Annotated in this window: 30 protein-coding genes and 1 tRNA gene; 14 read left to right on the top strand and 17 right to left on the bottom strand. The window is 74.0% G+C overall.

The window, feature by feature from the left end:
* Positions 1–65: 65 nt before the first annotated feature.
* Positions 66–818 carry an HAD family hydrolase gene (locus tag FGG90_RS13850; RefSeq protein WP_094126449.1) on the top strand — a complete coding sequence of 251 codons (753 nt, stop codon included), beginning with the start codon at positions 66–68 and terminating at the stop codon, positions 816–818.
* A 124-nt stretch (positions 819–942) separates the two neighbouring features.
* On the opposite strand, the gene FGG90_RS13845 is transcribed toward FGG90_RS13850, so the two are convergent.
* From FGG90_RS13845 to FGG90_RS13835, 3 genes are all read right to left on the bottom strand, one after another.
* Positions 943–1,041, bottom strand: coding sequence for a 30S ribosomal protein bS22 (locus FGG90_RS13845; protein ID WP_003792170.1), 99 nt, complete (start codon positions 1,039–1,041; stop codon positions 943–945).
* Between the two features lie 72 nt (positions 1,042–1,113).
* Positions 1,114–1,353, bottom strand: coding sequence for a helix-turn-helix domain-containing protein (locus tag FGG90_RS13840; protein WP_094126450.1), 240 nt, complete (start codon positions 1,351–1,353; stop codon positions 1,114–1,116).
* Between the two features lie 122 nt (positions 1,354–1,475).
* Positions 1,476–2,018 carry an ArsR/SmtB family transcription factor gene (locus FGG90_RS13835; RefSeq protein WP_094126451.1) on the bottom strand — a complete coding sequence of 181 codons (543 nt, stop codon included), beginning with the start codon at positions 2,016–2,018 and terminating at the stop codon, positions 1,476–1,478.
* Positions 2,019–2,095: 77 nt separating this feature from the next.
* Here FGG90_RS13835 and FGG90_RS13830 point away from each other — a divergent pair, with 77 nt between their 5' ends.
* Both FGG90_RS13830 and FGG90_RS13825 read left to right on the top strand, forming a co-directional pair.
* Positions 2,096–3,520: a TrkH family potassium uptake protein gene (locus FGG90_RS13830; protein WP_094126452.1), complete on the top strand. Its 1,425-nt coding sequence runs from the start codon at positions 2,096–2,098 to the stop codon at positions 3,518–3,520.
* A gap of 54 nt (positions 3,521–3,574) precedes the next feature.
* On the top strand, positions 3,575–4,243 hold the full coding sequence (locus tag FGG90_RS13825) for a potassium channel family protein (RefSeq protein ID WP_043671599.1): 669 nt from the start codon (positions 3,575–3,577) through the stop codon (positions 4,241–4,243).
* 30 nt (positions 4,244–4,273) lie between these two features.
* Here FGG90_RS13825 and proC read toward each other — a convergent pair whose 3' ends face one another.
* Positions 4,274–5,149 carry a pyrroline-5-carboxylate reductase gene (gene proC, locus FGG90_RS13820; protein ID WP_094126453.1) on the bottom strand — a complete coding sequence of 292 codons (876 nt, stop codon included), beginning with the start codon at positions 5,147–5,149 and terminating at the stop codon, positions 4,274–4,276.
* A gap of 133 nt (positions 5,150–5,282) precedes the next feature.
* On the opposite strand from proC, the gene FGG90_RS13815 reads away from it, so the two are divergent.
* Positions 5,283–6,200 carry a cation diffusion facilitator family transporter gene (locus FGG90_RS13815; RefSeq protein WP_094126454.1) on the top strand — a complete coding sequence of 306 codons (918 nt, stop codon included), beginning with the start codon at positions 5,283–5,285 and terminating at the stop codon, positions 6,198–6,200.
* 166 nt (positions 6,201–6,366) lie between these two features.
* A complete protein-coding gene (locus tag FGG90_RS13810) occupies positions 6,367–6,603 on the top strand; it encodes a hypothetical protein (protein WP_094126455.1) in 237 nt (78 codons plus the stop codon).
* A gap of 25 nt (positions 6,604–6,628) precedes the next feature.
* On the opposite strand, the gene tadA is transcribed toward FGG90_RS13810, so the two are convergent.
* A complete protein-coding gene (gene tadA / locus FGG90_RS13805; protein ID WP_210433085.1) occupies positions 6,629–7,069 on the bottom strand; it encodes a tRNA adenosine(34) deaminase TadA in 441 nt (146 codons plus the stop codon).
* Positions 7,070–7,137: 68 nt separating this feature from the next.
* Between tadA and upp the strand changes: the two genes are divergently transcribed.
* The 3 genes from upp (at position 7,138) to FGG90_RS13790 (ending at position 9,715) form a co-directional block, all read left to right on the top strand.
* Complete coding sequence (upp, locus tag FGG90_RS13800) at positions 7,138–7,776, top strand: uracil phosphoribosyltransferase (RefSeq protein WP_094126457.1); 639 nt, start codon at positions 7,138–7,140, stop codon at positions 7,774–7,776.
* A gap of 390 nt (positions 7,777–8,166) precedes the next feature.
* The gene (locus tag FGG90_RS13795) at positions 8,167–8,949 is read left to right on the top strand and encodes a winged helix-turn-helix domain-containing protein (RefSeq protein ID WP_210433013.1); all 783 of its coding nucleotides are present in this window, start codon (positions 8,167–8,169) and stop codon (positions 8,947–8,949) included.
* Between the two features lie 322 nt (positions 8,950–9,271).
* Entirely contained in the window at positions 9,272–9,715 is a 444-nt protein-coding gene (locus FGG90_RS13790; protein ID WP_237583428.1) for a MarR family winged helix-turn-helix transcriptional regulator, read from the top strand.
* Here the strand turns inward: FGG90_RS13790 and FGG90_RS13785 are convergent.
* Positions 9,712–11,112 (bottom strand): glycosyltransferase family A protein, encoded by a 1,401-nt coding sequence (locus FGG90_RS13785; RefSeq protein ID WP_094126458.1) that lies wholly within the window; start codon positions 11,110–11,112, stop codon positions 9,712–9,714. The genes FGG90_RS13790 and FGG90_RS13785 overlap by 4 nt on opposite strands.
* A gap of 146 nt (positions 11,113–11,258) precedes the next feature.
* Between FGG90_RS13785 and FGG90_RS13780 the strand changes: the two genes are divergently transcribed.
* Positions 11,259–12,785 (top strand): cryptochrome/photolyase family protein, encoded by a 1,527-nt coding sequence (locus FGG90_RS13780; protein WP_094126459.1) that lies wholly within the window; start codon positions 11,259–11,261, stop codon positions 12,783–12,785.
* A 60-nt stretch (positions 12,786–12,845) separates the two neighbouring features.
* Here the strand turns inward: FGG90_RS13780 and FGG90_RS13775 are convergent, their stop codons facing one another.
* Complete coding sequence (locus FGG90_RS13775) at positions 12,846–13,928, bottom strand: YihY/virulence factor BrkB family protein (RefSeq protein ID WP_094126460.1); 1,083 nt, start codon at positions 13,926–13,928, stop codon at positions 12,846–12,848.
* 226 nt (positions 13,929–14,154) lie between these two features.
* Here FGG90_RS13775 and panD point away from each other — a divergent pair, with 226 nt between their 5' ends.
* Positions 14,155–14,571: an aspartate 1-decarboxylase gene (gene panD, locus FGG90_RS13770; protein WP_094126461.1), complete on the top strand. Its 417-nt coding sequence runs from the start codon at positions 14,155–14,157 to the stop codon at positions 14,569–14,571.
* A 298-nt stretch (positions 14,572–14,869) separates the two neighbouring features.
* Here panD and FGG90_RS13765 read toward each other — a convergent pair whose 3' ends face one another.
* The 6 genes from FGG90_RS13765 to FGG90_RS13740 form a co-directional block, all read right to left on the bottom strand.
* Positions 14,870–15,640: a lysophospholipid acyltransferase family protein gene (locus FGG90_RS13765; RefSeq protein ID WP_094126462.1), complete on the bottom strand. Its 771-nt coding sequence runs from the start codon at positions 15,638–15,640 to the stop codon at positions 14,870–14,872.
* Positions 15,641–15,726: 86 nt separating this feature from the next.
* Positions 15,727–16,761, bottom strand: a complete 1,035-nt coding sequence (locus tag FGG90_RS13760) for an aldo/keto reductase (protein ID WP_094131223.1) — start codon at positions 16,759–16,761, stop codon at positions 15,727–15,729.
* A gap of 17 nt (positions 16,762–16,778) precedes the next feature.
* Positions 16,779–17,309 (bottom strand): hydophilic protein, encoded by a 531-nt coding sequence (locus tag FGG90_RS13755; protein ID WP_094126463.1) that lies wholly within the window; start codon positions 17,307–17,309, stop codon positions 16,779–16,781.
* A gap of 125 nt (positions 17,310–17,434) precedes the next feature.
* Positions 17,435–18,343, bottom strand: a complete 909-nt coding sequence (locus FGG90_RS13750) for an alanyl-tRNA editing protein (RefSeq protein ID WP_094126464.1) — start codon at positions 18,341–18,343, stop codon at positions 17,435–17,437.
* Positions 18,340–19,176, bottom strand: coding sequence for a YidC/Oxa1 family membrane protein insertase (locus FGG90_RS13745; RefSeq protein WP_237583426.1), 837 nt, complete (start codon positions 19,174–19,176; stop codon positions 18,340–18,342). Before FGG90_RS13745 ends, FGG90_RS13750 begins: the two co-directional genes overlap by 4 nt.
* Before the next feature lie 106 nt (positions 19,177–19,282).
* The gene (locus tag FGG90_RS13740) at positions 19,283–19,603 is read right to left on the bottom strand and encodes a DUF6412 domain-containing protein (protein ID WP_237583425.1); all 321 of its coding nucleotides are present in this window, start codon (positions 19,601–19,603) and stop codon (positions 19,283–19,285) included.
* 144 nt (positions 19,604–19,747) lie between these two features.
* Between FGG90_RS13740 and FGG90_RS13735 the strand changes: the two genes are divergently transcribed.
* The 3 genes from FGG90_RS13735 to FGG90_RS13725 are packed head-to-tail and all read left to right on the top strand — an operon-like array spanning position 19,748 to position 21,488.
* Positions 19,748–20,164: a PadR family transcriptional regulator gene (locus tag FGG90_RS13735; RefSeq protein ID WP_094126466.1), complete on the top strand. Its 417-nt coding sequence runs from the start codon at positions 19,748–19,750 to the stop codon at positions 20,162–20,164.
* Complete coding sequence (locus FGG90_RS13730; RefSeq protein ID WP_094126467.1) at positions 20,161–21,213, top strand: hypothetical protein; 1,053 nt, start codon at positions 20,161–20,163, stop codon at positions 21,211–21,213. The genes FGG90_RS13735 and FGG90_RS13730 overlap by 4 nt, the downstream gene beginning before the upstream one ends.
* On the top strand, positions 21,210–21,488 hold the full coding sequence (locus FGG90_RS13725) for a response regulator transcription factor (protein ID WP_094126468.1): 279 nt from the start codon (positions 21,210–21,212) through the stop codon (positions 21,486–21,488). Before FGG90_RS13730 ends, FGG90_RS13725 begins: the two co-directional genes overlap by 4 nt.
* A gap of 176 nt (positions 21,489–21,664) precedes the next feature.
* Here the strand turns inward: FGG90_RS13725 and FGG90_RS13720 are convergent.
* Positions 21,665–21,737 (bottom strand) — tRNA-Arg (locus FGG90_RS13720).
* Between the two features lie 188 nt (positions 21,738–21,925).
* Here FGG90_RS13720 and FGG90_RS13715 point away from each other — a divergent pair.
* Positions 21,926–23,269 (top strand): alpha-amylase family glycosyl hydrolase, encoded by a 1,344-nt coding sequence (locus FGG90_RS13715; protein ID WP_094126469.1) that lies wholly within the window; start codon positions 21,926–21,928, stop codon positions 23,267–23,269.
* A gap of 58 nt (positions 23,270–23,327) precedes the next feature.
* On the opposite strand, the gene FGG90_RS13710 is transcribed toward FGG90_RS13715, so the two are convergent.
* The 3 genes from FGG90_RS13710 to FGG90_RS13700 form a co-directional block, all read right to left on the bottom strand.
* On the bottom strand, positions 23,328–23,687 hold the full coding sequence (locus tag FGG90_RS13710) for a hypothetical protein (RefSeq protein WP_094126470.1): 360 nt from the start codon (positions 23,685–23,687) through the stop codon (positions 23,328–23,330).
* Positions 23,688–23,778: 91 nt separating this feature from the next.
* On the bottom strand, positions 23,779–24,855 hold the full coding sequence (locus tag FGG90_RS13705; protein WP_094131225.1) for a Gfo/Idh/MocA family protein: 1,077 nt from the start codon (positions 24,853–24,855) through the stop codon (positions 23,779–23,781).
* Between the two features lie 17 nt (positions 24,856–24,872).
* Positions 24,873–25,571: a ThuA domain-containing protein gene (locus FGG90_RS13700; protein ID WP_094126471.1), complete on the bottom strand. Its 699-nt coding sequence runs from the start codon at positions 25,569–25,571 to the stop codon at positions 24,873–24,875.
* Positions 25,572–25,678 lie beyond the last annotated feature (107 nt).

The raw sequence follows: 25,678 nt of genomic DNA, 5'->3' as shown, positions 1-25,678 counted from the left end.
CCGTCGCCCCGCCCTCGGGACCGTCGGGGGCGGGGCGCGGGAGCGTCGCCTACGCTGGCCCGATCATGGTCGAGCAGGCGGGCGCCCCGGTCCTCGCGTTCTTCGACGTGGACAACACCCTGATCCACGGCGCGAGCGTGTTCCACCTCGTGCGCGGACTCCGCGCGGCGGGCCTCCTCACGACCCGCGACATCGTCGGCGCAGGGTGGAAGCACGCGCGCTTCAAGGCCCGCGGCGAGAACGACCGGCACCTCGCCTCGGCGCGCGCCCGCGGCCTCCAGATCGTGACGGGCGTCACGGTGGCGCAGATGGCGCGGCTGGCCGACGACGTGTACGTGCGGCACACGGCCGCCACGGTCTGGCCGGAGACGCTCGACCTCGCGCGCGAGCACCTCGCGAATGGCCACCAGGTCTGGCTCGTCACGGCGTCGCCGTCGTTCCTCGCCGACGTGATCGCGCGGCGGCTCGGCCTCACGGGCGCGCTGGGCAGCGCGCTCGAGGTCGAGGCGGGCGCCTACACGGGCCGCCTCGCGGGCGAGTTCCTGCACGGCGAGCACAAGGCGACGGCGGCCCGGGCCCTCCTCGCGCGCACGGGGGCGGACGCGGCCGCGTGCTGGGCGTACTCCGACTCGCGGCACGACATCCCGCTGCTCACGCTGGTCGGGCACCCGGTGGTGGTGAACCCCGACCAGGCGCTCGCGGCGCACGCGCGCACGGCGGGCTGGCCGTCGATGCGGCTGCAGCGCGCGAGCATCCGCGACGCCCGTCGACGCGTGCGGCGCGAGGCCGCGGAGGCGGGCGGCGCGACCGCCGGCTGACGGCGGCGCCCTCCGCCCTCGGCCCTCCGCCCGGCGCGCTCCCCGGACAGACGAAGAGGACGCCGCCCCGTCTCCGGGTCGGCGTCCTCTCGTCGCGTTCGGCGCCCTCGTGGACGCGTGCGCTCTACTTCTTGTTGCGACGCTGGTGGCGCGTCTTGCGAAGCAGCTTGCGGTGCTTCTTCTTCGCCATGCGCTTGCGACGCTTCTTGATCACTGAACCCATAGGGGCACCTCATCTGTTGCCGGACGGAACACGCGGGCTCTGGTGACCCGCGGAAAATAGCCTCAGAGGAGTCTAGCCGACATCCGACATGCCGGAGTGACGCGAGGCCTCCCCGGGCTCGCCGGGCAGCGCGTTCGACGGGTCGATCGCGGCGAGCACGGCGGACTCCGGCACGCGGAACGAGCGGCCGAAGCGGATGGCGGGCAGGTCGCCCGAGTGCACGAGGCGGTAGACGGTCATCTTGGAGACGCGCATCATCTCGGCGACCTCGGCCACCGTGAGGAATCGGACGTCGGACAGGTCACGCGACATGGGCGGATCGACTCCTCGTTCTGCGTGACCGGCTCACGGACCTCGTAGCCCCCGCGATGCGGGCGCTGGTGCGCGAGTCTAGGGGTCCGGGTGGACGCGTGTCCATCGTGTCACATCCTGCATCACACGTCCCGTGCGTTCCCCGGCTTGCGGCCGCGCAGCCGGCCGAGCGACGCCTGCCCGGCGGAGCCGGCGACACGGGTCGCGTCGTGCACCGCGGCGGCCGCCTGGTAGCGGGTGTCGGCCCAGATGCGGCCGAGCGACGCGGCGAACGGGTAGCCGGCCGGGTCGCCGCCGTCCTCGCCGTCGGGATCCGCCGAGAGGCCGCCGCCGAGCAGCCCGGTGTCGGGGTCGGCGTGGCCGTCGTCGGCGGCGACGCGGTCGGCCGCCGCGAACGGCGCGACCCAGGCCTCGAGCGCCTCGAGCGGCGCGGGCTCCAGCCGGTAGTAGCGGTGCTGCCCCTCCTCGCGGACGGACACGAGGCCGATGTCGCGCAGCACCCGCAGGTGCTTCGACACGGTCGGCTGGCTGATCCCGAGCGTCTGCACGAGCTCGGAGACGCTGATCTCGCCGGTGGGCGCCTCGGGCACGGCACGTCGGTCGAGCAGCACGCGGAGGAGGTCGCGTCGGGTGGGATCCGACACGACGTCGAAGATGTCAGCCATGCCCGAAGGGTATTCCGTCGCGCACTCGCAGTACCATGACGATCCGGGCCGACCGGCCTCGGAGCGGACAGGGGACCATGCGCGTCAAGCCGGATCACGGGCGCCCGCTGCTGGGTCGCATCCGCGACTTCCTCGACTACTTCGCGCACTCCACGCCGGCCCGCTTCGCCATCCTCATCTTCGCGGCGCTCGTGTTCACGCTCACGACGATCCTCATGCTCCCCGGCATGACGTCGACGGGCGACACCGCGCCGTTCGCCGACGCGCTCTTCACGGCCGTGTCCGCCATCTGCGTCACGGGCCTCGCGACCGTCGACATGGCGACCTACTGGACCCCGCTCGGCCACGCGTTCATCGCGCTCGGCGTGCAGATCGGCGGCATCGGGGTGCTCACGCTCGCGTCGATCATGGGCCTCATCGTGTCGCGCCGCCTCGGCCTCAAGGCCCGGCTCATGGCGGCCAGCGACAGCAACCCGCTGCGGATCCACCACGGTCCCGTCGCCGAGGGCCAGGCCGTGAAGCTCGGCGAGATCGGCACGCTGCTGCTCACCGTCGCGATCAGCGCGCTCGTCATCGAGCTGTCGATCGCCGCGCTGCTGTTCCCGCGGATCCTCCTGGAGGGCATCCCCGTCGGCCAGGCCGCGCTCGACTCCTTCTACTACTCGCTCATGGCCTTCACGAACACGGGCTTCGTCTTCAGCGAGGCCGGCTTCGAGCTGTACCACCGGGACTACTGGTTCCTCAGCCTGCTCATGGTCGGCGTCTTCCTCGGCAGCATCGGCTTCCCCGTCATCTACGCCGTGTACCGCGGCTGGCGGAAGCCGCGGCGGTTCTCCGTGCACGTGAAGCTCACGCTCTGGACGTCGCTCATCCTCATCGTGCTCGGCACGCTCGCCTACGTCGTGCTCGAGTGGGACAACAGGAGGACCTTCGCGCTCATGGACCCCGTGCAGCACGGGTTCCAGGCGCTCTTCCTCTCGGTGATGACGCGCTCCGGCGGCTTCTCCACGCTCGACATGGCCGACTTCGGGAACGCGAGCCTGCTGGTCACCGACATGCTCATGTTCATCGGCGGCGGATCCGCGTCCACGGCCGGCGGCATCAAGGTCACCACCCTCGCGATCCTGTTCCTCGCGGCCTTCGCCGAGGCCCGCGGCAGCGAGTCGATGGAGGTGTTCGAGCGCCGCATCCCGAGCGACGTGCTGCGCCTCGCGGTGAGCATCGTGCTCTGGGGCGCGACGACCGTGGCGCTCAGCAGCATCGTGCTGCTGCAGATCTCCGGCGAGCGCCTCGACTACGTGCTCTTCGACGCCATCAGCGCGTTCGCCACCTCGGGGCTCAGCACGGGCTTCACGGCCGAGGCCACGGATCCCGCGAAGTACGTGCTCGCGGCCACGATGTTCCTGGGGCGCGTCGGCACCGTGACCCTCGCGGCCGCGCTCGCGGCGAGCACGCGCCGCCAGCTCTTCCAGCGCTCCGAGGAGCGTCCGATCGTCGGCTGAGCCGGCGCCCCCCCCCACCCGTCCCCGCATCCACCGCAGCAGGAAGGCCCCACCATGGGCGAACGCATCCCCCACAACGCCCCCGTGCTCGTGATCGGGCTCGGACGCTTCGGCGCCGCGACCGCCGGGCAGCTCGCGCGGCTCGACCGGGAGGTGCTCGCGATCGACGCGAGCGAGGGCCTGGTGCAGAAGTGGTCCGACCGCGTGACGCACGCGGTGCAGGCCGACGCGCGCAACATCGAGGCGCTGCAGCAGCTGGGCGCCAAGGACTTCTCCATCGCGGTCGTCGCGGTGGGCTCCTCCATCGAGGCGAGCGTGCTCATCACGGCGAACCTGGTCGACCTCAAGATCCCGCAGATCTGGGCCAAGGCCATCAGCCAGTCGCACGGCAAGATCCTGGAGCGCATCGGCGCGAACCACGTCATCTACCCGGAGGCGGAGGCCGGCGAGCGCGTGGCGCACCTCGTGTCGGGCCGGATGCTCGACTTCATCGAGTTCGACGACGACTTCGTGCTCGCGAAGATGTACCCGCCGAAGCCGATCCGCGGCATGGCGCTCGCGGAGTCGTCGGTGCGGCGGCGCTACCGCATCACGGTGGTCGGCGTGAAGACGCCCGGCAAGCCGTTCACGTACGCGACCGCCGAGACCGTCGTCTCGAACCACGACCTCATCATCGTGTCGGGCACCTCGGCCGACATCGAGCGGTTCGCCTCGCTGTCCTGATCGCCCGGTCGCGGACCCCGGCCGCTCGGGTCAGCCGGCCGCGAGCTCGCGGGCGCGGGCGAGCGCGGCGTCGGTCGCCCGGTCGAACAGGCCCGACAGGTCCGCCGCCTGCAGGACCTCGACGGCGCGCTCGGTCGTCCCCTTGGGGCTCGTGACCCGGCGACGCAGCTCGGCGGGCTCGTCGTCCGACGCCGCCAGCAGCTCGACCGCGCCGCGGAAGGTCCCCTGCACGAGCACGCGCGCCTCATCGGGGCTGAAGCCCTTGGCCTCAGCCGTCCGCGTCAGCTCCTCGATGAGGAGGAACACGTAGGCGGGGCCGGATCCGGAGATCGTGCTGAGCGCGTCGATGCGGCCCTCGGGCACCTCCACCACGTCGCCGACCGTGGCGAACACGGACCGGGCGAGCGCGAGGTCGTTGGGCGTCGACCGCGTGCCGGCGGCGAGGCCCGTGACCCCGCGTCCGACGAGCGAGGGCGTGTTGGGCATCGAGCGCACGACGGCCACGTGCTCGGGCAGCAGCGACTCGAAGGTCGCGACGGTCACGCCCGCCGCGACGCTGATCACGAGCGCGCCGGGCTCCAGGTCGTCCGCGACCTCGCGGAGCAGGTCGGGCACCAGGTGCGGCTTCACGCCGACGACCACGATGCGCGCCCCGCGCACGGCCCGCCGGTTCGCGTCGGCGTCCTCCTCGACGCTCGCGGCCGCGACGCCCTCCCGCGACCCGAGGACCGCGGCGCTGGCGGCCGAGCGCGTGGTGACCCGCACGTCGCCGTCGACCTCGACGCCCGGCTGCAGGAGGCCGCCGAGGACGGCGCCGTTCATGGATCCGGTGCCGAGCATGGCGAGCGACGGGAGGCGGACGACCTCGGCGGGGGCGGACGGGGTGGGGCGGGAGGCGTCGGGCATGCCCCGATCCTAGGGACCGCCCGGCCGCGATCCGGCGGGTCCCACGGCCCCGGCGCGTGGCTAGGCTGAGGCGACCGGGGCATGCGCGCCCGGGCCGGCCCACGCCCGCCCCGCCGGTCGAGGAGGTCCCGCCTTGAGCGAATCGCACGGCAGCAAGGCGATCTTCGCCGCCCTCGCCGCCAACGTCGGCATCGCCATCACGAAGTTCATCGCGGCGTTCTTCTCCGGCTCGTCCTCGATGCTCGCGGAGGGCGTCCACTCGCTCGCCGACTCCGGCAACCAGATCCTGCTGCTCATCGGCGGCAAGCGCGCCAAGCGCCTCGCGGACGAGGAGCACCCCTTCGGCTACGGCCGGGTGCGCTACGTCTACGCCTTCATCGTCTCGATCATCCTGTTCTCCGTCGGCGGCGTGTACTCGCTCTACGAGGGCATCCACAAGATCGAGCACCCGGAGCCGCTCGACGTGCCCTGGCTGCCGATCGTCGTGCTGCTCATCGCGATCGCCCTCGAGTCGTTCTCGCTGCGCACGGCCATCAAGGAGTCGAACCCGCTCCGCGGGAACCAGACCTGGGTGCAGTTCGTGCGCCGCGCCAAGAGCCCCGAGCTCCCCGTCCTGCTGCTGGAGGACACCGCGGCGCTCTCCGGCCTGGTGTTCGCCCTGCTCGGCGTCGTCGCATCGATCCTCACGGGGGACGGCATCTACGACGGCATCGGCACCCTGCTCATCGGCGTGCTGCTCGTGGCGGTCGCGGTGGTCCTCGGCGTCGAGATGAGCAGCCTGCTGGTCGGCGAGGGCGCCTCGAAGCCGGACCTCGCGGCCATCCGCGCCGCCATCACCGCCGGCCACGAGGCCGAGTCGATCATCCACATGAAGACGCTCTACCTGGGCCCGGACGAGCTGCTCGTCGCCGCGAAGATCGCGATGCCCGCCACCAGCTCGCTGGGCGACGTGGCCGCCGGCATCGACGCCATCGAGCGCCGCGTGCGCGAGGCCGTGCCCGTCGCGCGCGTCGTCTACCTCGAGCCCGACGTGCGGGTCGCCACGCGCTGACCTCCTCTCGCATCGAGCGCGTCCGACTCCGCGGCACCGTGTGCACGGACCGCTCGCGGACCGGCCCCGGGCTGCGACCATGCCGCCGGGACGGTCGTCGCGATCCGTCCACGGCAGATGCCCGAGCGCACCGCTCCGAGCACGCCGCCACCGGAGGAGACCCCCGATGACGCACGCCACGAAGGCCGCGGCAGCGGCAGCCCTCGCCCTGGGGCTCGTCCTCACGGCGACCAGCACGGCCCAGGCCGGGGCGCTGCACGGACCGAGCATCACCACCGCCCGGACCACCGCGGCGGCCACCGGCGGGGACGTCGCCTCGCAGCTGCGGGACATCGGCGTCCCTCACTCCCACGGTGCGCACCGGAACATCCAGCCGACGCCCACTTGCCCCATCTGCGGCTGACGCCGGAGTCGCGCCGGGCGCCGCATCAGGCGCCCGCGCGGCGCTCCGCGAAGAAGCCGTCGAGGAGCGCCGCGCACTCGTCCGCCGCGACGCCGGCGAACACCTCCGCGCGATGCGGCAGCCGGCGGTCCCGCAGCACGTCGTAGAGGGATCCGGCCGCGCCCGCCTTCTCGTCCCACGCGCCGAAGACGACGCGGGGCACGCGCGCCGCGAGGATCGCGCCCGCGCACATCACGCACGGCTCGAGCGTGACGACGAGCGTGGTCCCCACCAGATGCCGGTCGCCGGTCGTCGCGGCGGCCTCGCGGAGCGCCTCCACCTCGGCGTGCGCCGTGGGGTCCTGACGTGCCTCGCGGAGGTTCCGTCCGCGCCCGATGACGACGCCGGATGCGTCCACCACCACCGCGCCCACGGGCACGTCGCCGGTGGCCGCGCAGGCCCGGGCCTCGTCGAGCGCCACGGCCATCCAGCGATCGAAGTCGTCGGGCACGTGGAGGTCCAATCGCGTTCCCCCTTGCTGATTGAATGGAGCCTATGCGAGTCCACGTAGCCGACCATCCGCTCATCACGCACAAGCTGACGGCGCTGCGGGACCGCACCACCCCCTCCCCCGTGTTCCGGAGCCTCGCTGACGAGCTCGTCACGCTCCTCGCCTACGAGGCCACGCGCGACGTGCGCGTCGAGACCATCACGGTGCAGACGCCCGTGGCGCCGGCCGAGGGCCTCACTCTCAGCGACCCGAAGCCGCTCGTCGTCCCCATCCTCCGGGCGGGCCTCGGCATGCTCGACGGCCTGATGCGCCTCATGCCGAGCGCCGAGGTCGGCTTCCTCGGCATGGTCCGCAACGAGGAGACGCTGCAGCCCGACATCTACGCGGAGCGCCTGCCCACCGACCTCTCCAACCGCCAGTGCTTCGTCGTCGACCCGATGCTCGCCACGGGCGGCTCCCTCATCGCGGCCATCGAGTACCTCTTCGACCGCGGCGCCGTCGACGTCACGTGCATCTGCCTCATCGCCGCGCCGGAGGGCCTCCGGGCCGTCGAGGAGGCGACCGCCGGCCGCGAGGTCACCATCGTGCTGGGCGCGCTCGACGAGAAGCTCGACGAGGTCGGCTACATCATCCCCGGGCTCGGCGACGCGGGCGACCGCCTGTACGGCACCGCCGCGCACTGATCCACGCCCGCGCACTCCGGCGCCCGCTCCCCTCGGGAACGGGCGCCGCTGTCCGCCCACGCACGATTCCTGCGCGTCCCGCACGATTCCCGCCACTGCTGTTGACACGGGCGCACGGATCCGTGCAAGCTCTCCCCATGACTCTGAACGCGCACGTCCTGACCTCCTCCGAGGCCTCGGGAGTCGCCGGCATGATGATGCCCGGCCGTGTCGCGATGTCCTGTCGAATGTCGGCCTGACCCGCGCCCTTCGCCTGAGCGGTCCCGCGACGAGTCCGTCGCCGACCCTCCCCGCCGTCACCGGCGCATCCGCCCCCTGAGGCGTCTCGCACTCCCCGAGGTCCCGCGCACCCACGCTGCGCCGCACCCGCATCATCACAAGGACACCGCCATGTCGCTCGCGACCATCGACCCCGCCCGCACCCCCCTCCGATCCGCACCCGCCGCTCCCGTCCTCCGCGCGGCCGCCCCGCTCGCGCCGTCCGTCCGACGCCCGCAGCCGGCACCCGCTCCCGCCGCCGCGCCGACCGCCGCTCCCGTCGCCCGCCCCGCCCGCCTCCGCGCCGTGCCCGAGGGCACCGAGGCGCGCGGCTTCGCCCTCTACGTCGGCCTCGACGAGCTCAAGGCCGCATCCGCGGGCACGGACCTCGGCACCGTCGTGGCCGCCCTCAAGCGCCTCGCCGCCGAGCTCGCCCCCGGCATCGAGACGCACGCCGCCGTCGCCCTCGCCCCCGAGGGCGCCGGCGGGCGCGACATCGACGTGGTGCGGCTCGCCCTCCAGGACCCCGCCGCCGTCGCCCAGCACCGCGAGCAGCCGGACGAGGAGGAGCGCGCCACGAGCGGCGTCGTCGTCGACCTGTCGCGCAAGCGCGTCGTGCTGGACGAGGAGGTCGCGCCGCTCACCTACAAGGAGTTCGAGCTGCTGCAGTACCTCGTCCTCCGCGAGGGCCGCACCATCGAGCGCTCGGAGCTCATCGCGTCCCTGTGGTCGGCCGCCGACGAGGACGACGTGCCGAACGAGCGCACCATCGACGTGCACATCCGCCGTCTGCGCTCGAAGCTCGGCCGCTACGAGGAGATCGTCCGCACGGTGCGCGGCGCCGGCTACCGCTTCGACCGCCACGCGGACGTGGCCGTTAACCACGCCAGCACCGCGTCGCCCGACCTCTTCTGAGGCGCGGTCGGCCGGACCCAGCCCCTCCTTGCGGAGCTGTCGGCGGACTCCCAGCGCGCAGGCCCCGATCCGGGTAGCGCGGCGTTACGGGATCGTTATACAGTCATCTCGTCCCCACCGTTTGCTGTGGCGGTGGAGACGGAATGTGATCGCAGGACACTCCTGGTGCAAGGGAGAGGGCCGGCCCCATGCCTCTGGGGTCGGCCCTCAGTCATGTCCGGGGCACGTCGACGCCGAGCGTCACCCCACCCCGCCGTCAGTAGACTCCCGATCGAGAGCGCTGCCCGATCCAGATGCGGGTGCGCACCGACGAGGAGGCCTGGTGGGCGAGACCGCGGACGCCGTACGGGCCTGGGAGTCGCTCTTCCGCGCCCAGGTCAGCGTCATGCGCCGCCTCTCCGCCGAGTTCCCCAGCCGCGACCTCTCGTTCAACGAGTACGACGTGCTGTTCAACATCTCGCGCCAGCCGGAGGGCCGCCTGCGCCTCCGCGACCTCAACCAGCACGTGCTCCTCACGCAGCCGAGCGTCAGCCGCCTCATCGACCGGCTCGTGTCGCGCGGACTCGTCGTGAAGTGCGGCGACGAGAGCGACGGACGCGCCACGATCGTCCGGCTCACGGAAGCCGGGGACGCCGCGTTCCGCGCGGTCGCGCGCGTGCACATGGAGTCGATCGCCGCGACCGTCGGCGGGGCGCTCAGCACCGAGGAGCTCGACACCCTGCGCGCCCTCACCGACAAGCTGCGCGGGGGCGTCGCCGAGGCCTAGAGCGCCGACCGGCCGCCCATGGCCGCGTCGTCGGCGCGGGCGAAGGGCCCGCCGTGCGCGACGAGCAGGCGGAGCAGCGCCATGGCCGTGTCGACGGCCGTGAGGACGACCGCCGCCCAGCCGACGAGGGACGTGACGGCGCCGCCCGCCGGTCCGCCCGCCGCCGCGAGGCCCAGCACCACCGCGACGGACGCCGCGACCACGGACGCCGCGACGGCGTCGACGACGCCCCACGGCGTCGCCGCCGATCCGGGCGCCGGCCTTCGCCCGGCGCGCGGCGACAGGCGACGGAGGCCGTCCCGGATCCGGGAGACGCCGTATGCGGCCTCGCCGAGCTCGAGCGGCACGTAGGTGGCGCCGAAGACGACGTCCGCCACGGTGCGCTCGCGGATCTTCCGCAGGGTCCGGAGGTGCAGCGGCAGCCGGACGAGGAGGGGCAGCACCCACCACCACGCCGGCTGGAGGGTGCCCTCGAGCGCCGCGGCCGCCAGGTACAGCGCCGCGAGGCCGTAGGAGAGGACGCGGAGCACGGGCCCCACGCCGATGCGGAGGGCGGCGAGGCGTGCGCGGCGCCGGTCGCCCGCGTCGACGCCGGCGCCGGCGCCGGAGCGCGTGAGACGGCCGACGCTCGCGCTCCACCTGTCCCGGCGGATCCGGAGCGTCGCCCAGCTGACGGCCGTGTCCACCCGGGCGGTCGCGCCGGGTACCAGGGTCGTCCGGTCGGCGCCCGCGAGCAGGGCGGTGACGATGGCGTCGGCCGAGGGGCGCGGATCCGCCGACGCGGCGTCGCGGAGCGGCAGCCGGAGGAGCGTGGCGGGCGCGAGCGGCACGGGGCCGGAGAGGCCGAGGTCGGTGCCCGTCTCGACCGCGCCCATCGCCCAGTGGCGCTGCAGCAGCCGGAGCCCCGCCGCGACCGGTCCGCGGCGGCCGGTCGGACGCGGGTCCAGGCGGGCGGACGCGGTCGTCGCCCGCGGCTCGCGGTCGAGGGCGGCGGCGAGGAGCTCGAGCACGCGCGGATCCAGCTCGGCGTCGGGCGAGACGAGGAGGACGGACGCGTCGTCGCCGACGAGCCGCAGCGCGAAGTCGTAGGCGGAGCGGAGGGAGTCCTCGCGCGGGCCGCGGTCGATCACCGTCACGGCGGTGCTCGACGGCCCCGGGCCCGGCTCCCGGCGCGCGTGCCGCCCGTTGAAGGTGCGGGCGACCGCGAAGGTGTCGTCGCGGCTGCCCGCGACGACGACGAAGACGCGCTCGGGCGGCACGGTCTGCGCGAGGAGCGACGCGAGGGAGCGCGCGATGGTGGAGCCGGCGTCCCCGGCCACCATCACCGCGGAGACCGGCGGGGCGAGCCCGCGTCCGGGGTGGGCGGAGGGGGGCAGGGCGGTGCTGTCGTTGTCCATGGGCCTCTCCACGACGATGGATCCGTGTCGGCGGTCGGACCCGGACGGACGCGCACTGCCGTGTGCAATGTTACGTGCCGCCCGGCTCCGTCCGCGCAGCGACGCCGGCCGGGTCGGCCGCCCTGGCACCGTCCTAGGCTCGACGCATGAGCGACGACGACGCCCCCGACCGCGGATCCGCCGACCGGGAGGGCGCCGCCGAGGCCCACGGGCCGACGGTCGTGTGGCTCCGCGACGACCTGCGCGTGGCCGACAACCCGGCCCTCCACGCGGCCGTCGAGCGCGGCGAGCCGATCGTGGTGCTGTACGTGCTCGACGAGGAGAGCGACGGGATCCGTCCGCTCGGCGGCGCCGCGCGGTGGTGGCTGCACATGAGCCTGTCGCGCCTCGGGGAGTCGCTGCGGGAGCTCGGCTCGCCGCTTGTGCTGCGGCGCGGGGCGGCCTCCGGGATCCTCGACGACGTCGTGGAGGAGGTCGGCGCCGGCGCCGTGCTCTGGAACCGCCGCTACGGCGGGGCGGAGATCGCCGTCGACACCTCGATCAAGAGGCGCCTCGGCGACCGCGGCCTCGACGTGCGCAGCTTCCAGGGATCGCTGCTCGTGGAGCCGTGGACCGTCGCCAACAAGCAGGGCGAGCCGTTCCGCGTCTACTCGCCGTTCTGGAAGACCGCGCAGGAGCGGGAGGAGCCGCGGAAGCCGTTCCCCGCGCCGCACGAGCTCGACGCGCCGCGGACGGCCCCCCGCTCGGACGACCTCGACGACTGGGAGCTGCTGCCGACGGAGCCGGACTGGGCGGCGGGCCTCCGCGAGGCGTGCGACCCCGGCGAGGCCGCCGGCCTGCAGCGCCTCGAGGACTTCGTGCACCACGAGCTCGAGGACTACGCCGCCCAGCGCGACGAGCCCGCGGCGATGACGACCTCGCGGCTCTCCGCGTACCTGCGCTGGGGCGAGGTGAGCCCGTTCCAGGTGTGGCACCGGATCCAGCGCACGCGCGGCAAGAAGGTCGGCGGCGACGAGGTGAACGCCACCAAGTTCCTCTCCGAGCTCGGCTGGCGCGAGTTCAGCTACCACCTGCTGTACCACCAGCCCGACCTCGCGACCCGGAACTTCGCGCCGCGCTTCGACGCCTTCCCGTGGGACGAGCCGAGCGACGACACCCTCGGCGCGTGGCAGCGCGGCGAGACGGGCGTCCCGCTCGTCGACGCCGGCATGCGCGCGCTCTGGAAGGACGGGCACCTGCACAACCGCGTGCGGATGGTCGTCGCGTCGTTCCTCATCAAGAACCTGCTGATCGACTGGCGCCACGGCGAGCAGTGGTTCTGGGACACGCTCGTCGACGCCGACGCGGCCAACAACGCGGCGAGCTGGCAGTGGGTCGCGGGATCCGGGGCCGACGCGGCGCCTTACTTCCGCGTCTTCAACCCGGTGCTGCAGGGCCAGAAGTTCGACCCGTCGGGCGAGTACATCCGCCAGTACGTGCCGGAGCTCGCGCACGCGCCGCGGGACGTCGTGCACGAGCCGTGGAAGGCGATGGGCGACCTGGTCGCGAGCGCCGAGGACGACGCCGACGACCAGTCCGACGGCGGCCTCGCGGCCTACCCGTCGCCCATCGTCGACCTCAAGGAGTCGCGGCGCCGGGCGCTGGCCGCGTACGACGAGGTCAAGGACCGCTGACGCCGGAGGGCCCGCGCGTCGGTCGACGGGCGGGCCCTCCGGGGCGGACGGGGATCCGGATCAGGCGTCGTCGCCCTCGCCCCGCCCGAGGCGCTCCTCGCGCTCGTGCCGCTCGCGGATGCCCCGGCCCCGCTTCACGTCCTCGCGCTCGGCCGCCGCCTTCTTGTCGCTCACCTTCGTGTCGCGCGGCGGCAGCTGGAGGGTCTCCTCCGCCGCGATGCCGGCCTGGAGCTGGCGGCCCCGCTCGAGCTCGGCGTCGAACTCGGCGCCGAACAGCAGCGCGAGGTTCGCGATCCAGAGCCAGAGCAGGAACACGACCACGCCGGCGAGCGCGCCGTAGTTCTTCGCGTAGCTGGAGAAGTTCGTGACGTAGAACGCGAAGCCGACGCTCGCGATGACCAGGACGAGGAGCGCGATGCCCGCGCCCATGCTCATCCACCGGAACTTCGGCTGCTTCGCGTTGGGGGTGGCGTAGTAGAGGATCGCGATGAGCAGCACGATCGCGAACGCGAGCACCGGCCACTTGGCGATCGACCACACGATCTGCACGGTCGGGCCGAGGCCGAGCGCCGCGCCGATCGCCTCGGTCACGGGGCCGGAGATCGCGATGATGAGGGCGCACACCAGCAGGATCACGATGCCGACGACCGTGACGGCCAGCTGCGTGGGCTTGAGCTTGAGGAACGGGCGGCCCTCGGGGATCTCGTAGATGCGGTTCATCGCCCGGCTGAACGCGCCGACGTAGCCGGAGGCCGACCAGACGGCGAGCACGATGCCGGAGACGAGGGCGAAGCCGGCGGCCGGGGAGTCGACGAAGCCCTGGATGATGGGCGCGAGGAGCTTCACGGCGTCCGGCGCGATGGGCTGGATCACCTCGGTGACGGCGTCGACGGTCTGCTGCCCCTGCCCGAACACCCCGAGCAGCGAGATGATCGCGATGAGCGCGGGGAACAGCGACAGCACCGCGTAGTACGTCAGCGAGGCCGCGATGTCGGTGCACTGGTCGGATCCGAACTCGCGCATGGTCTTGCGGAGCACGTACTTCCAGGACGGCTTCTCGATCTCCGTCGGGGAGTCGGGCTTGCGCGCGTCCTCCTCGTCGGGCCGGTCCTCGATCGTGCCGGCGGTGTCGCGTCGTGCCACTGGTGCCTCCGTGTGGTCTGCGGGTCGGGTCCCCTGTCCCAGCGTGGCCCGCCCGGGCGGGAGCGCATAGCCCGCCGGCGTCTCGTACACTCGCCCGGGGGCCTCGCGCGCCGCGGATCCGGCACCCGCCGGAACATCCGCCGGCCGCCGCGCGTTGGCCTCTCGTGATCGCCCGATCACCGTGCTCCGCGTCCGCGCGCACGGACCCGCCCGCCGAGGAGCACGCATGCTGCGCACCATGATGACCGCGAAGATCCACCGCGCCACGGTGACGCACGCCGACCTGCACTACGTGGGCTCCGTCACGGTCGACCGCGACCTGCTCGACGCCGCCGACATCCTCGTGGGCGAGCGCGTCAGCATCGTCGACGTCACCAACGGCGCCCGGCTCGACACGTACACGATCGCCGGTGAGCGGGGCAGCGGCGTGCTCGGCATCAACGGCGCGGCCGCCCACCTCGTGGACGTGGGGGACGTCGTGATCCTCATCGCGTACGGCCAGATGGACACCGCCGAGGCGCGCGCCCTCGAGCCGCGCGTCGTGCACGTGGACGCGGCGAACCGCATCCGGCTGGTGGACGCGGACCCCACCGCCCCTCCCGCGCCGGGCCTCGAGCGCTCCCCGCTGGCCGAGCCGGTCTGACCCGGGCGCCCGGATCGGGCCACGTACTGTATCGGGTCCCCCAAACGACGGACACAGGGGCGGACCCCCAGTCCGGGGTACATTCCCGTCGACGTAGGGGTGATCCCAGGATGCCGGGCTACCGTGGAGGCATCCGGTACGGCTCTTCGGGTGAGCGGTACCGCACCAGCCGGTTCGTCTGCGGGTAACAGACGTCCTCGTGCGCAGACCGGCCCGGCCCTCGAAGGTCCGGGCCGGTCTCATCTCCCCGGTCGGGACGGCCGCCGCCGCATTCCGTCGGCCGGGTCGCCGCGTCCGCTCAGCGCCCCTCGGCGCGTCGCCGCCGCTCGTCGCGCTCGGCGTCCGCCGCCGCCGCCTCCGCCGGGGTGGGCGCCGTCCCGCCCCGGTGCCGCGGCTGCCACCACGCGCCGCGGCCGTCGACCGGGTACGCGTCCTGCAGGGCGTCGACCAGCGACTGGAGCCGGAGGCGGAGGGCGTCGGTCACCGCGCGCGGATCCTCATCCGGCGCCACGGGGATCGGCTCCCCCACCCGCACGTGGACGGGCACGCCCACGCGGTCGCGCAGCCGGATGCGCCGGTTCTTGGTCAGCAGCCGGTGCCCGCCCCAGACGGCGACGGGGATCACCGGCACCCCGGCCTCCGCGGCGAGGCGCGCGGCACCGGTCTTGAGCTCCCGCACGCGGAAGGACGCGCTGACGCCCGCCTCGGGGAACACCCCGACGAGCTCGCCGGCGCGCAGCGCCCGGACGGCGTCGTCGTACGCGGCGGCGCCCGCGCCCATGTCGACGCTGATGTGGTGCATCCGGCGCAGGACCCACCCGACCCCGGGCTGGTCGAACGCGCCCTTCTTCGCCATGAAGCGGATCCGGCGGCGGTTGTGCAGCCAGATGGCCCACTCGACGAGCGCGAACTCGAGGTAGCCGAAGTGGGTCATCGCGATGACCGCGCCGCCGGTGTCCGGGATGCTCTCGCGGCCCTCGGCGACCAGGCGGAGGCGGAGGGACCCGAAGAGCGCGCGGCCCAGGATCACGGCGGTCCCGTAGACGGGCTCGCGGGGGAGGCGGCTCATGCATCGACCCTACGGGGGCGGGATCGACGGACGCCGGGGGCCGACGCTCGGCGGATCGACCGCCGGCACCCGACGCGCGATGCAGCTCAGCGGCGGCGCTTGGCGGGATCCAGCCAGTAGTTGGCGAAGCCGGTGTCGGCCGGGTTCACGTTCTGCCCGGGCGGCACGATCTCGTCGATCCGGTCGAGCGTCGCGGCGTCGAGCTCGAGGGTCGCCGCGTCGAGCTGCGACTCCAGCTGCTCCATGGTGCGCGGGCCGATGATCGCGCTGGACACCGCGGGGTGCCGCAGCACGAACGCGAGCGCGAGGTGCACGAGCGGCACGCCGAGCTCGTCGGCGAGGGCGCCCAGCTGGTCGGCCGCCGCGAACTTCGGGTCGGACGGGTCGTAGCGGGACGGGTCGCGGTCGTTGCGGTGCGTCTTCGGGATGTCCTGGCCCTTCCGGTACTTGCCGGAGAGCCAGCCGCCGGCGAGCGGGCTCCAGACGAGCGTGCCCATGCCGTGGCGCTGGGTGGTGGGGAGGAGGTCGGCCTCGACGCCGCGGGTGAGGAGCGAGTACGGCGGCTGCTCGGTGACGAACCGGGCGGTGCCGCGCTCGCGCGCCACCCACTGGGCCTCGACGACCTGGCTCGGCTGGAACGTGGACGACCCGATGTAGCGGACCTTGCCCTGCGTGACGAGGTCGGTGAGGGCGCCGAGGGTCTCCTCGATGTCCGTGTGCTCGTCCGGCCGGTGCATCTGGTACAGGTCGATGTGGTCGGTGCCGAGGCGCCGCAGCGAGTCCTCGACGGCCCGCATGATCCAGCGGCGCGAGCCGCCGCGGAAGTTCGCCTCGGGCTTCATGCCGTTGAAGAACTTGGTGGCGAGGATCAGGTCGTCGCGACGGCCGGACTGCGCGATGGCCTTGCCGACGATCTCCTCCGACTCGCCGTACGCGTAGATGTCGGCGGTGTCGATGAAGGTGATGCCGGCGTCGATGGCGCGGTGGATCACGCGGATCGACTTCTCGTGGTCGGTCTCGCCCCAGGCGCCGAACATCATGGTGCCGAGGCAGAGGCGCGAGACCTCCACGCCGGTGCGTCCGAGGTGGGTGGTGGGCTGCTCCGTGGACTGCTCTGTCATGAGCGCCACGCTACGCGCTAGACGGAGGGGCGGCCGTCCGCGGCGTCGGCGGGCGCGACGTCCGTCTCGGTGGAGGCGCCGGGCTCGACCGAGGCCTCGGCCTCGTCGTCCATGCTCTCCAGCGTGATGTCGGCCTCGGGGGCCTCCTGGCCGTCGGCGTCGAGCGGCACGATGTAGTCGCCGAGGCGACGGCGGGCCGCCTCCTCGCGCTGCATGCGGATCCGCTCGAGCTTCTCCTCGCGCAGGCGCAGGCGCTCGGTGTCGACCTCGACGCGGCGCACGGTGACGCCGCGCGTGGGGCCGGCGGCCTTGGCCGGGGTGGTCTTGCGGCTGGGCTCGCGCTTGGCGGCCTCGCTCGCGGGCTTGCGCGACGGAGCGGTGCCCGCCTTCGCGGCCGCCGACACGGGCTTGGTCGAGACGGCCGGCGGCTTGCCGGATCCCGGGCAGCGCTCGTGGTTGCGACCGTGGTCGAGGATGTTGCCCGTGGCCATGCCGACGGGGTTGGCCTTGCCGCAGACCGAGCACTTCGTCGCGGGGGATGCTGCCACGTTCGATACCGCTTTCCGTCACCGCGCCGTCGCCGGACCGAGGATGCCGGTCGGCCGGACGGCGCCTGTCAACGGTACCCGACACGGGAGGTGCGGGGATACCGCAGCACCCCGACCCGGGCGCGTCAGGCCGCGACGCAGGTCGTGCGCATGCGCACGACGACCGCTCCGTCGGCCGCCTCCGCCTCCAGCTCGACCGTCACGGACGCGAGCGCGTCGAGGCCGTCGAGGTGCGTGCCGCCGCACGGGATCCGCGCGGTGCCGTCCGGCAGCTCGCACACCCAGGAGCGGCGCGAGGTGAGCAGGTCGCCCTCGCGCTCGATCCGCGCCGGGGCGCCGGACGCGACCCAGGCGGCGAGCGTGGCGTCGACCTGGGCGCGCACCTCGTCGAGGCGCTCGACGAGCGTCGCGGGCACGAACCCCTTCTTCCGCAGCGACTTCCCGAGGCGGTACGTGTCTACGGACGACCACGGGCCGATGCGCGAGGTGTCGATGGCGAGCGCGTCGAAGCCGGGCGCGCCCAGCGCATCCGTCGGCACGTCCTTGGTCCACGCGTCGGCCAGCGCGCGGTCGAGGGCGAGGGAAGCGAGGTGGCAGCCCGTGTGGCCGGCGCTCAACGCCCGGCGGTGCTCGGGATCCACGGCGACCTCGACGGCGTCGCCCACTCGGACGTCGGCGTCGCCCGGCACCACGTGGACGGCGACGAACGACCAGCCCTCGGCGCCCTTCTTGACCGGGACGTCCCCGCCGACGTGCAGCGCCGCGGCCTCCGCGGGATCCGTCGACGCCGCGCCGACGACGCAGTCGAGCACCTCGATCCCGGCGCCGCGCACGCGGAGGACCGCGCGGTCGGCGGGCTGGTCGGGCCAGGCCGCGTCGACCGGGTGGCAGGCGGTGACGTCGAGCACGACGGCGCGCGTGCCGTCGGCGAGGTCGTCGACGCGGAGCACCTCGCCCGCGGAGGCGACGGATCCCGCCGGGTAGGTCACGCGCGTGGGCGGCAGGGCGACGGCGCCCGCGGAGGTGGAGGTCATGGCGGCTCCCTGCTCGGTGTCCTCCGATCCTCGCAGACCGGGTGCCGCGGGCCGGCCGGCTGGATCACGCGGCGGCCGTCCCCCGGGGATGGCGCGCGACCGAGGAGCCGCCGCAGCGCCGCGCGCTCGACGAGCGTCCACGCGGCGCTCGTCAGCAGGTACAGGGCCGCGGCGAGCGGGGCGACAACCGCGAAGACGACCGTGACGAACGGCAGCACCCGCATCGTCGTGGTCATGCCGGCCATGCCGGGGACCGCCGGGTCGACGGGCGCGGGCGGTCCCTGGAAGCGCAGGTCGGCGCGACGGCGGACCTCGATCACCACCGCGAGCAGCCCGAGCACGACGACGGAGACGACGAGCGGCGCGACGCCCATCGCCGCCGCCGACAGCGCGCTCGACCCCAGCGGGATACCCGCGGAGGGCGCGGCGAGCAGCGCGTTCGCCTCGCCGCCGATCCGCGCGTGCGCGAACAGGGCGTAGACGGCCGCGAGCACGGGCGCCTGCGCGAGCGTCGGCAGGCAGCCGGCGAGCGGCGAGGCGCCCTCGCGGGCGTACAGCTCCTGCGTCGCCCGGGCCAGCTGCTCGGGCTTCCCGGCGTGCCGGCGACGGAGCTCGGCGAGCGCGGGCGCGATGCGGCGGCGCTGGATCTCGGCGCGCACCTGCGCCACGCCGACCGGCACGAGCACGGCCCGCACGCCGAGGGTCAGGAGGATGACGGCCACGCCGGTCGCGGAGGCGCCGGCGAGGGGATGGATCAGGTCGGCGAGGCCGACGACGAGCTGGGACAGTCCGTCGAGCACGGCTCGGACGGGGGCGATCGACGTGGGGTCCACGGGGTTCCTTGCGACGAGAGCGGAGGGGGTCCGTCTGGTCGTCGCATGCGGGCGCGCGCCGGATCCTCGCCGCGCGATGGCGGCGGTGGACCCCTGCTGGTCGCGGTCAGGCGGCCGGGAGCGGCGCAGGCACGACGACCTGCGTCCGGCGTCCCGGTGCCCGGGAGCGCTCGTGCCCGTCGGCGTCCGGGTCGCTCGAGGAGACGAGCACCGGGAGGTCGACGTCCTCGTCCGGGAAGGCCGCCGGCGCGACGGATCCGAGGAGCCCGCGGGCGGCGGCGATGCGCACCAGCGCGACCGCGGCGGCCACGGACGCGACGCCGACGAGGGCCGCGAGGAGGATCGCCGGCGAGAGGCCCGCGCCGCCGAGCACGACGTCGCCCACCAGGACGAGCACGCGGCCGAGGGCCTCCAGGACGATGGGCATGCCCGACGGTAGCACCGGGCCCACGGCGCGCACGAGGGCCGATGGCCGCCACCCGTCGTCGTCGCCGGGACGCGCCGCCATGCATGGCACTCCGAGGTACCGCGCATCGCGTGATACCGTGCGACGCATGGGACAGGACACCTGATGGACACCACGCAGCTGCTGAAGGGCGCGCTCGACACCGCGGTGCTCGCCGTGGTGCAGCACGACGACGGGTACGGCTACGACATCGTCCGCCGCCTGCGCGACGCGGGCCTCGGCGACGTGGGCGACGCCTCCGTCTACGGGACGCTCCGCCGCCTCTACGCGGCCGGCGCGCTCTCGAGCTACGTGGTGCCGTCCGAGGGCGGACCGCACCGCAAGTACTACGCGATCAACCCCGAGGGCCGCGAGCTGCTCGCCGGGCAGCGCGCCACCTGGGCGGCCTTCGCCACGGCCATGAGCGGCCTCCTCGGCGAGCCGACCCCCGCGCCGACCCACCGCACCCGGAAGGCCGACGGCACCGGCGAGGGCCCCGTGCCCGCATCCGTGAACGTCCGCACGATCGGAGAGAAGCCGTGAACACCGCAGATCCCACCCTCGACACCCGCATCCAGGCCTTCGCCGCCGCCGTGCGCGCGCGGCTCGCCGACCTCGATCCCGAGGACGTCGACGACCTCACCGGCGGCCTCGAGGCCGACCTGCAGGAGGAGGCCGCGGACCACGACGGCGCCCTCGAGCTCGGCGACCCCGTGCGCTACGCCGACGAGCTGCGCAGCTCGGCGGGGCTGCCGGAGCGCGCGATCGAGACAGCCGCCGCCTCGCCGCTGCACCAGCTCCGGGACGGCGTCCGCGCGCGGACCGGGGAGCTGCACGCGCGGATCCGTGCCAACCGCGAGCTCTCCGCGATCCTCGACCTGCTGATCGCCTTCCGCCCGGTGTGGTGGCTGCTGCGGGCATGGGCCGGGTACCAGTTCCTCGGGCTGACGCTCGGGAGCCTCCGCGTCCTGCCGACGGACCTCGTCGGCTGGACGATCCTCATCGTCCTGACCGTGATCAGCGTCCAATGGGGCCGCGGACGCTGGGCGCGGTCCCGGCCCGCTCGCGCCCTCCGCGTCGCCGTGAGCGCCTTCACCGCGCTCGTGCTCCTCGCGCTCTTCCCGACCCTGCTGAACGAGCTGGCGGTGCGGGAGTACAACGACCCGGGGGCGAGCGTCTCCTACGTCGAGCAGCCGGGCCTGTCGCTCGACGGCAAGCAGGTCACCAACGTCTTCGCCTACGACGCCGAGGGGAACCCCCTCGAGCGGGTGCAGCTGTTCGACCAGGACGGGGAGCCGGTCACGACCATCGGCTCCTCCGCGGCGGACGGCGTCGCGAGCGACCCGGCCACGGGCGCGTCCGTCACCCCGGCGGACGGCGCGTGGAACGTCTTCCCGCTCGGCGGCGGCGACGCCGGCGTGGTGTCCGGGACGATCGACGGCAGCGAGGGCGTCGTGCGCCCGCCGTTCGCGAAGGCGCTGCCGCTCGATCCCGCGTCCGACGCGCCCCCGTCGTCGCCGACGCCTGCGCCGGACGCGTCGCCGACCGCGGGCACCCCCATGCCCACGCCCACCCCGGTACCGACCCCGTGAGCGCGCTCCTCGACCACGGCCGTCCGGTGCGGGACGGCGCCGGCGGATCCCCCGACGGGCTCGCGCGGCTGACGGCGCGCGAGCGGGAGATCCTGGTGCTCGTCGCGCGCGGCCTGTCGAACGCGGAGATCGCGGGCCGGCTGTTCCTGGCACCCACGACCGTGAAGACCCACGTGAGCCGCACGCTCGACAAGCTCGGCGTGCGCGACCGCCTGCACGCCACGATCTGGGCGTACGAGAACCGCGTGGTGGAGCCGCTCGGGCCCACGCGCTGAGCGGCGGAGCGGCGGTCTCGCGCCGCGCCGGCCCGACGACGAAGGCGGCCGAAGACGAGGGCGGCCCGGAGACGAGACAGCCCGGAAATACGAGACGGAGGGGGAAAAGAGAACGGCCCGCACGAGGCGGGCCGTTCCATTCTGTCTCAACCAGAGATGCGCACCCGGAGGTGCTGTGCGCCCGGAGGGATTCGAACCCCCAACCTTCTGATCCGTAGTCAGATGCTCTATCCGTTGAGCTACGGGCGCAGTCGTACGGCGATGATCCCCGCGAGCGGCGATCAGGCCGGGAGACAGACTACATGCTCGCGGGCCGCCCCGCGAATCGAGCGGCCGGACGCGGTCCGAGGCGAGGCGATGTCCGACCCCGGCCCTCCCGCGGTCGCCCCGGTGCCCGCTGATTAGGCTGGATCGACCCGACCCGCGAGGAGCGACCCTTGGCATCCTGGACCGACCACGTCGTGTGGTGGCACGTCTACCCGCTCGGCTTCACGGGCGCGCCGCAGACCCGCGACGACCTCGCCGGCGGCGCCGACGACGCACCCGCCCACCGCCTCGAGCGCCTCCGCGCCTGGCTCCCCTACCTCGTCGACCTCGGCGCGAACGGCCTGCTGCTCGGCCCGGTCTTCGACTCGGAGACGCACGGCTACGACACCCGCGACCACCTGCGGGTCGACCCGCGGCTCGGTGACGACGCCGACCTCGACGCGCTGCTCGCCGACGCCTCGGAGCGCGGCGTGCGCGTGCTCCTCGACGGCGTCTTCAACCACGTCGGCCGCAGCCACCCGCGCTTCGTGCAGGCGCTGGCCGACGGGCCCGGATCCGAGGCCGCGTCCTGGTTCCGCTGGGACGCGGCCGGCGAGCCCGTCGGCTTCGAGGGCCACGGCGCCCTCGTGACGCTCGACCACGACTCCGAGGCCGTGCGCGCGCACGTGGCCGAGGTGATGATCCACTGGCTCGACCGCGGCATCGCCGGCTGGCGGCTCGACGCCGCCTACGCCGTGCCCGCGTCCTTCTGGGCGGTCGTCCTCCCGCGCGTCCGCGAGCGCCACCCGGACGCGTGGTTCGTCGGCGAGATGATCCACGGCGACTACGCCGGGTACGCCGCCGAGTCGACCATCGACTCCATCACGGCCTACGAGCTCTGGAAGTCGATCCGGAGCTCCCTCGCGGAGCGCAACCTCTTCGAGCTCGACTGGACGCTCACCCGGCACGCCGAGCTGCTGCCGTCCTTCACGCCGCAGACCTTCGTCGGCAACCACGACGTGACCCGCATCGCGTCCGCCGTGGATCCGCGCCACCTCGGCCACGCGATCGCCCTCCTGCTGCTCCTCCCCGGGATCCCGTCGATCTACGCGGGAGACGAGCGCGGCATGACCGGCGTGAAGGAGGACCGCGCGGGCGGCGACGACGCCGTGCGGCCCGAGTACCCGCCGTCGCCGGATGACCTGCCCGCCGACGCGGACGACCCGGACGCGGCCCGGATCCGCAGCCTGCACCAGCAGCTGATCGGCCTCCGCCGCCGGCACGCCTGGCTGGTCGACGCGGGCATCCGGACCTCGGACCTGACGAACACCGCGCTCACCGTCACGCTGCGCCCGTCGGGCTCCGGCGCCGCGGGCGGCGTGGCGCCCGGATCACCCGATGCGCTGCGCCTCGTGCTCAACCTCGGCCACGAGCCGATCGCCGTCCCGGGCGGGACCGCGGCCGTCGAGGCCGGCGAGGTGCACGGCGACGGGCGCGTGCCCGCGCACGCGTGGGCGGTGCTGGCGGGCGCCTGACGCTCCGCCCCGGCGCGCGCACGCGGCGCCGCTCCCTCGCGGGGAGGTGCCGCTCCGGTCAGACGGCGCGGTGCGGCCAGCCGTAGACCTCGGCGAGGAGGGCGGCGCGCGCGGCGTAGGCGGCGGCCTCCTCGACGGCCTCGGCATCCGGATCCTCGTCCGCCGCGGCGAAGTGCCCGTCCGCGATCTCGGGCTCGTCGTCGTCGTCGAACGGGCGGTGCGTGAGCGGCCACTCGACGGCCGCGAGCGGAGGCCACGCCTCCGGGGCCGTGGCGTCGAACGCCGGCGGCTCCTCGACGGAGCCGCCGGGTGCGACGGAGGAGTGCAGCGCCTCGTCGACGGCGTGCTCCTCCACGGCGCGCAGGCCCTGTCCGTCGCCGTACGGCGCGAAGAGGAACTGCGAGAAGTGGCGGGTCACGGCGTCAGGCTAGTAGCCCGGGACTCCCAGGAACGGTCCGATCCGAGGGTTGTGGAAGGCTGCCCACTACCTGTTCGCGCACGACCTCGGATCAGGCCCGCGAGCGCCCCGGCTGGCCCAGCGGGACGGCCTCCGGACGCTCCACGGTGCTGCGGATCTCGCCCGTCGCGGCGGGGTCGAGGATCGCGTCCATGACCTCGAGCACGTGGAAGGCGAGCTCCCCCGACGCGCGGTGCGGGACCCCGCGCCGGATGGCGTCGGCCATCTCCGCGAGGCCGCATCCGCGCCCCGCGTCGACGAAGCCGGCGGCCGGCTCGACGTCCGTCCACTCGCGGTCCGCGGACGTGGCGACCTGCACCTTCCCGGAGAAGTGGTTCGGGTCCGGCACCGAGAGCGTGCCGGCGGTGCCGTACACCTCGATGTTCGGGATCCGGGTGGCCCAGATGTCGAAGCTCATGGTCACCGTCGACACGGCGCCCGACGCGTGCGTGAGCACGGCGCTCACGTGCGTGTCCACGGTGACGGGGATCTCCCGCGCCTCCGGGTCGGACGCGGCGGACCGCACCCGGTCCGACATGAGGGACGCGCCCTGCACGCGGACGACGGGCCCGAGCAGCGTCACGAGGGCCGTGAGGTAGTACGGGCCCATGTCGAACAGCGGGCCCGCGCCCGGCTGGTAGTAGAAGGCGGGAGCCGGGTGCCACAGCTCGTGGCCGGGCGCGCCCCAGAAGGCGTTCGCGGCGACGGGCTTCCCGATGGTGCCCGCGTCGAGCACGGCGCGCGCCGTCTGGATCCCGGTGCCGAGCACGGTGTCGGGCGCGGATCCGACGCGCAGGCCCTTCTCCTCGGCGAGGCGCAGGATCGGCTCGGCCTCGCCGGGGCTCAGCGCCAGCGGCTTCTCGCCGTAGACGTGCTTGCCGGCCTCGAGCACGCGGAGGTCGACCTCGGCGTGCGCGGCGGGGATCGTGAGGTTGAGCACGGCCTGGATCCGCGGGTCCGCGATGAGGTCGTCGACGCTCAGCGCGTCCACGCCCTGCGCCTCGGCGACGGTGCGCGCGCGGTCGAGGTCGAGGTCCGCGACGGCGACGAGGCGCACGCCGGGCAGGGACTCGAAGGCCGCGAAGTACTGCTCGCTGATCTTCCCGACGCCGATGATCCCGAGGGTCATCGCGTCGTCGTCGTGGTTCAGCGTGCCGCCCACAGGAGGCCCCTCTCGATGATGGTGCGGACGTTCGGGTCCTCGACGACCTCGATGCGGTGGCCGGGTGCCGAGACGAAGATGCGGCCCTCGCCCCACTGGCGGGTCCAGATCGCGGGCGCGGTCACCGGCCGGTGCCACGGATCCCACGGCCGCACGGTCTGCGTCGTCGTCGCGAGCACGTCGTTGTACTCGTCGCTCAGCACCCAGTACTGCTCAGTCACGAGGTCGAAGTCGGCGATCCCCTGCGTGATCTCATGGGTGCGCCCGAGCTCGGTCATCTCGACCGTGTACGGGATGTAGTTGTCGGACTGCTCGCCCGTGCGCTCGGCCGGGTCCTTGCCCGCGTGATGGGCGAACTGGCCGCCGATCATGTGGAGGTAGTCGGCCGTGTTCCGGTACGAGTCGGCGATGCCGCCATGCCAGCCGGCCATGCCGGTGCCCGCGACGACGGCGGCGTACAAGCCGGCCATCTCCTCGGGTTCGATCGTGGTCATCGTGTTGGCCTGGACGATGAGATCGGTGGCGGCCATGACGTCGGCGTCGGCGTAGACGGCCGAGCCCTCCTCGACGCGCACCTCGAAGCCGTTCTCCTCGAGGAACGGGATGAACAGGCCCGTGGTCTCCACGGGCATGTGGCCGTCCCAGCCGCCGCGGACGACGAGCGCCTGCCGGGCGGCGCTCACGAGCGGGCCGTCCCGGTCGGGCGACCCGGATGCGGGCGGGCGGACGTGCGGGGGATCTGCATCTGCGACTCCTTCGTCGGGCGCGACCGGGCGACTGCCGGCGCCCC

The organism is Clavibacter michiganensis subsp. tessellarius (genome assembly GCF_021922985.1).
Classification (GTDB): Bacteria; Actinomycetota; Actinomycetes; order Actinomycetales; family Microbacteriaceae; genus Clavibacter; species Clavibacter tessellarius.
This window is presented reverse-complemented; position numbering and strand designations above follow the sequence as displayed.

What these genes read in the sequence shown, in the direction of transcription:
- FGG90_RS13850 (WP_094126449.1), top strand. Translation starts at nt 66, where the DNA reads ATGGTCGAGCAGGCGGGCGCCCCGGTCCTCGCGTTCTTCGACGTGGAC.
- FGG90_RS13845 (WP_003792170.1), bottom strand. Translation starts at nt 1,041, where the DNA reads ATGGGTTCAGTGATCAAGAAGCGTCGCAAGCGCATGGCGAAGAAGAAG.
- FGG90_RS13840 (WP_094126450.1), bottom strand. Translation starts at nt 1,353, where the DNA reads ATGTCGCGTGACCTGTCCGACGTCCGATTCCTCACGGTGGCCGAGGTC.
- FGG90_RS13835 (WP_094126451.1), bottom strand. Translation starts at nt 2,018, where the DNA reads ATGGCTGACATCTTCGACGTCGTGTCGGATCCCACCCGACGCGACCTC.
- FGG90_RS13830 (WP_094126452.1), top strand. Translation starts at nt 2,096, where the DNA reads ATGCGCGTCAAGCCGGATCACGGGCGCCCGCTGCTGGGTCGCATCCGC.
- FGG90_RS13825 (WP_043671599.1), top strand. Translation starts at nt 3,575, where the DNA reads ATGGGCGAACGCATCCCCCACAACGCCCCCGTGCTCGTGATCGGGCTC.
- proC (WP_094126453.1), bottom strand. Translation starts at nt 5,149, where the DNA reads ATGCCCGACGCCTCCCGCCCCACCCCGTCCGCCCCCGCCGAGGTCGTC.
- FGG90_RS13810 (WP_094126455.1), top strand. Translation starts at nt 6,367, where the DNA reads ATGACGCACGCCACGAAGGCCGCGGCAGCGGCAGCCCTCGCCCTGGGG.
- tadA (WP_210433085.1), bottom strand. Translation starts at nt 7,069, where the DNA reads ATGGCCGTGGCGCTCGACGAGGCCCGGGCCTGCGCGGCCACCGGCGAC.
- upp (WP_094126457.1), top strand. Translation starts at nt 7,138, where the DNA reads ATGCGAGTCCACGTAGCCGACCATCCGCTCATCACGCACAAGCTGACG.
- FGG90_RS13795 (WP_210433013.1), top strand. Translation starts at nt 8,167, where the DNA reads ATGTCGCTCGCGACCATCGACCCCGCCCGCACCCCCCTCCGATCCGCA.
- FGG90_RS13785 (WP_094126458.1), bottom strand. Translation starts at nt 11,112, where the DNA reads ATGGACAACGACAGCACCGCCCTGCCCCCCTCCGCCCACCCCGGACGC.
- FGG90_RS13780 (WP_094126459.1), top strand. Translation starts at nt 11,259, where the DNA reads ATGAGCGACGACGACGCCCCCGACCGCGGATCCGCCGACCGGGAGGGC.
- panD (WP_094126461.1), top strand. Translation starts at nt 14,155, where the DNA reads ATGCTGCGCACCATGATGACCGCGAAGATCCACCGCGCCACGGTGACG.
- FGG90_RS13765 (WP_094126462.1), bottom strand. Translation starts at nt 15,640, where the DNA reads ATGAGCCGCCTCCCCCGCGAGCCCGTCTACGGGACCGCCGTGATCCTG.
- FGG90_RS13760 (WP_094131223.1), bottom strand. Translation starts at nt 16,761, where the DNA reads ATGACAGAGCAGTCCACGGAGCAGCCCACCACCCACCTCGGACGCACC.
- FGG90_RS13750 (WP_094126464.1), bottom strand. Translation starts at nt 18,343, where the DNA reads ATGACCTCCACCTCCGCGGGCGCCGTCGCCCTGCCGCCCACGCGCGTG.
- FGG90_RS13740 (WP_237583425.1), bottom strand. Translation starts at nt 19,603, where the DNA reads ATGCCCATCGTCCTGGAGGCCCTCGGCCGCGTGCTCGTCCTGGTGGGC.
- FGG90_RS13735 (WP_094126466.1), top strand. Translation starts at nt 19,748, where the DNA reads ATGGACACCACGCAGCTGCTGAAGGGCGCGCTCGACACCGCGGTGCTC.
- FGG90_RS13705 (WP_094131225.1), bottom strand. Translation starts at nt 24,855, where the DNA reads ATGACCCTCGGGATCATCGGCGTCGGGAAGATCAGCGAGCAGTACTTC.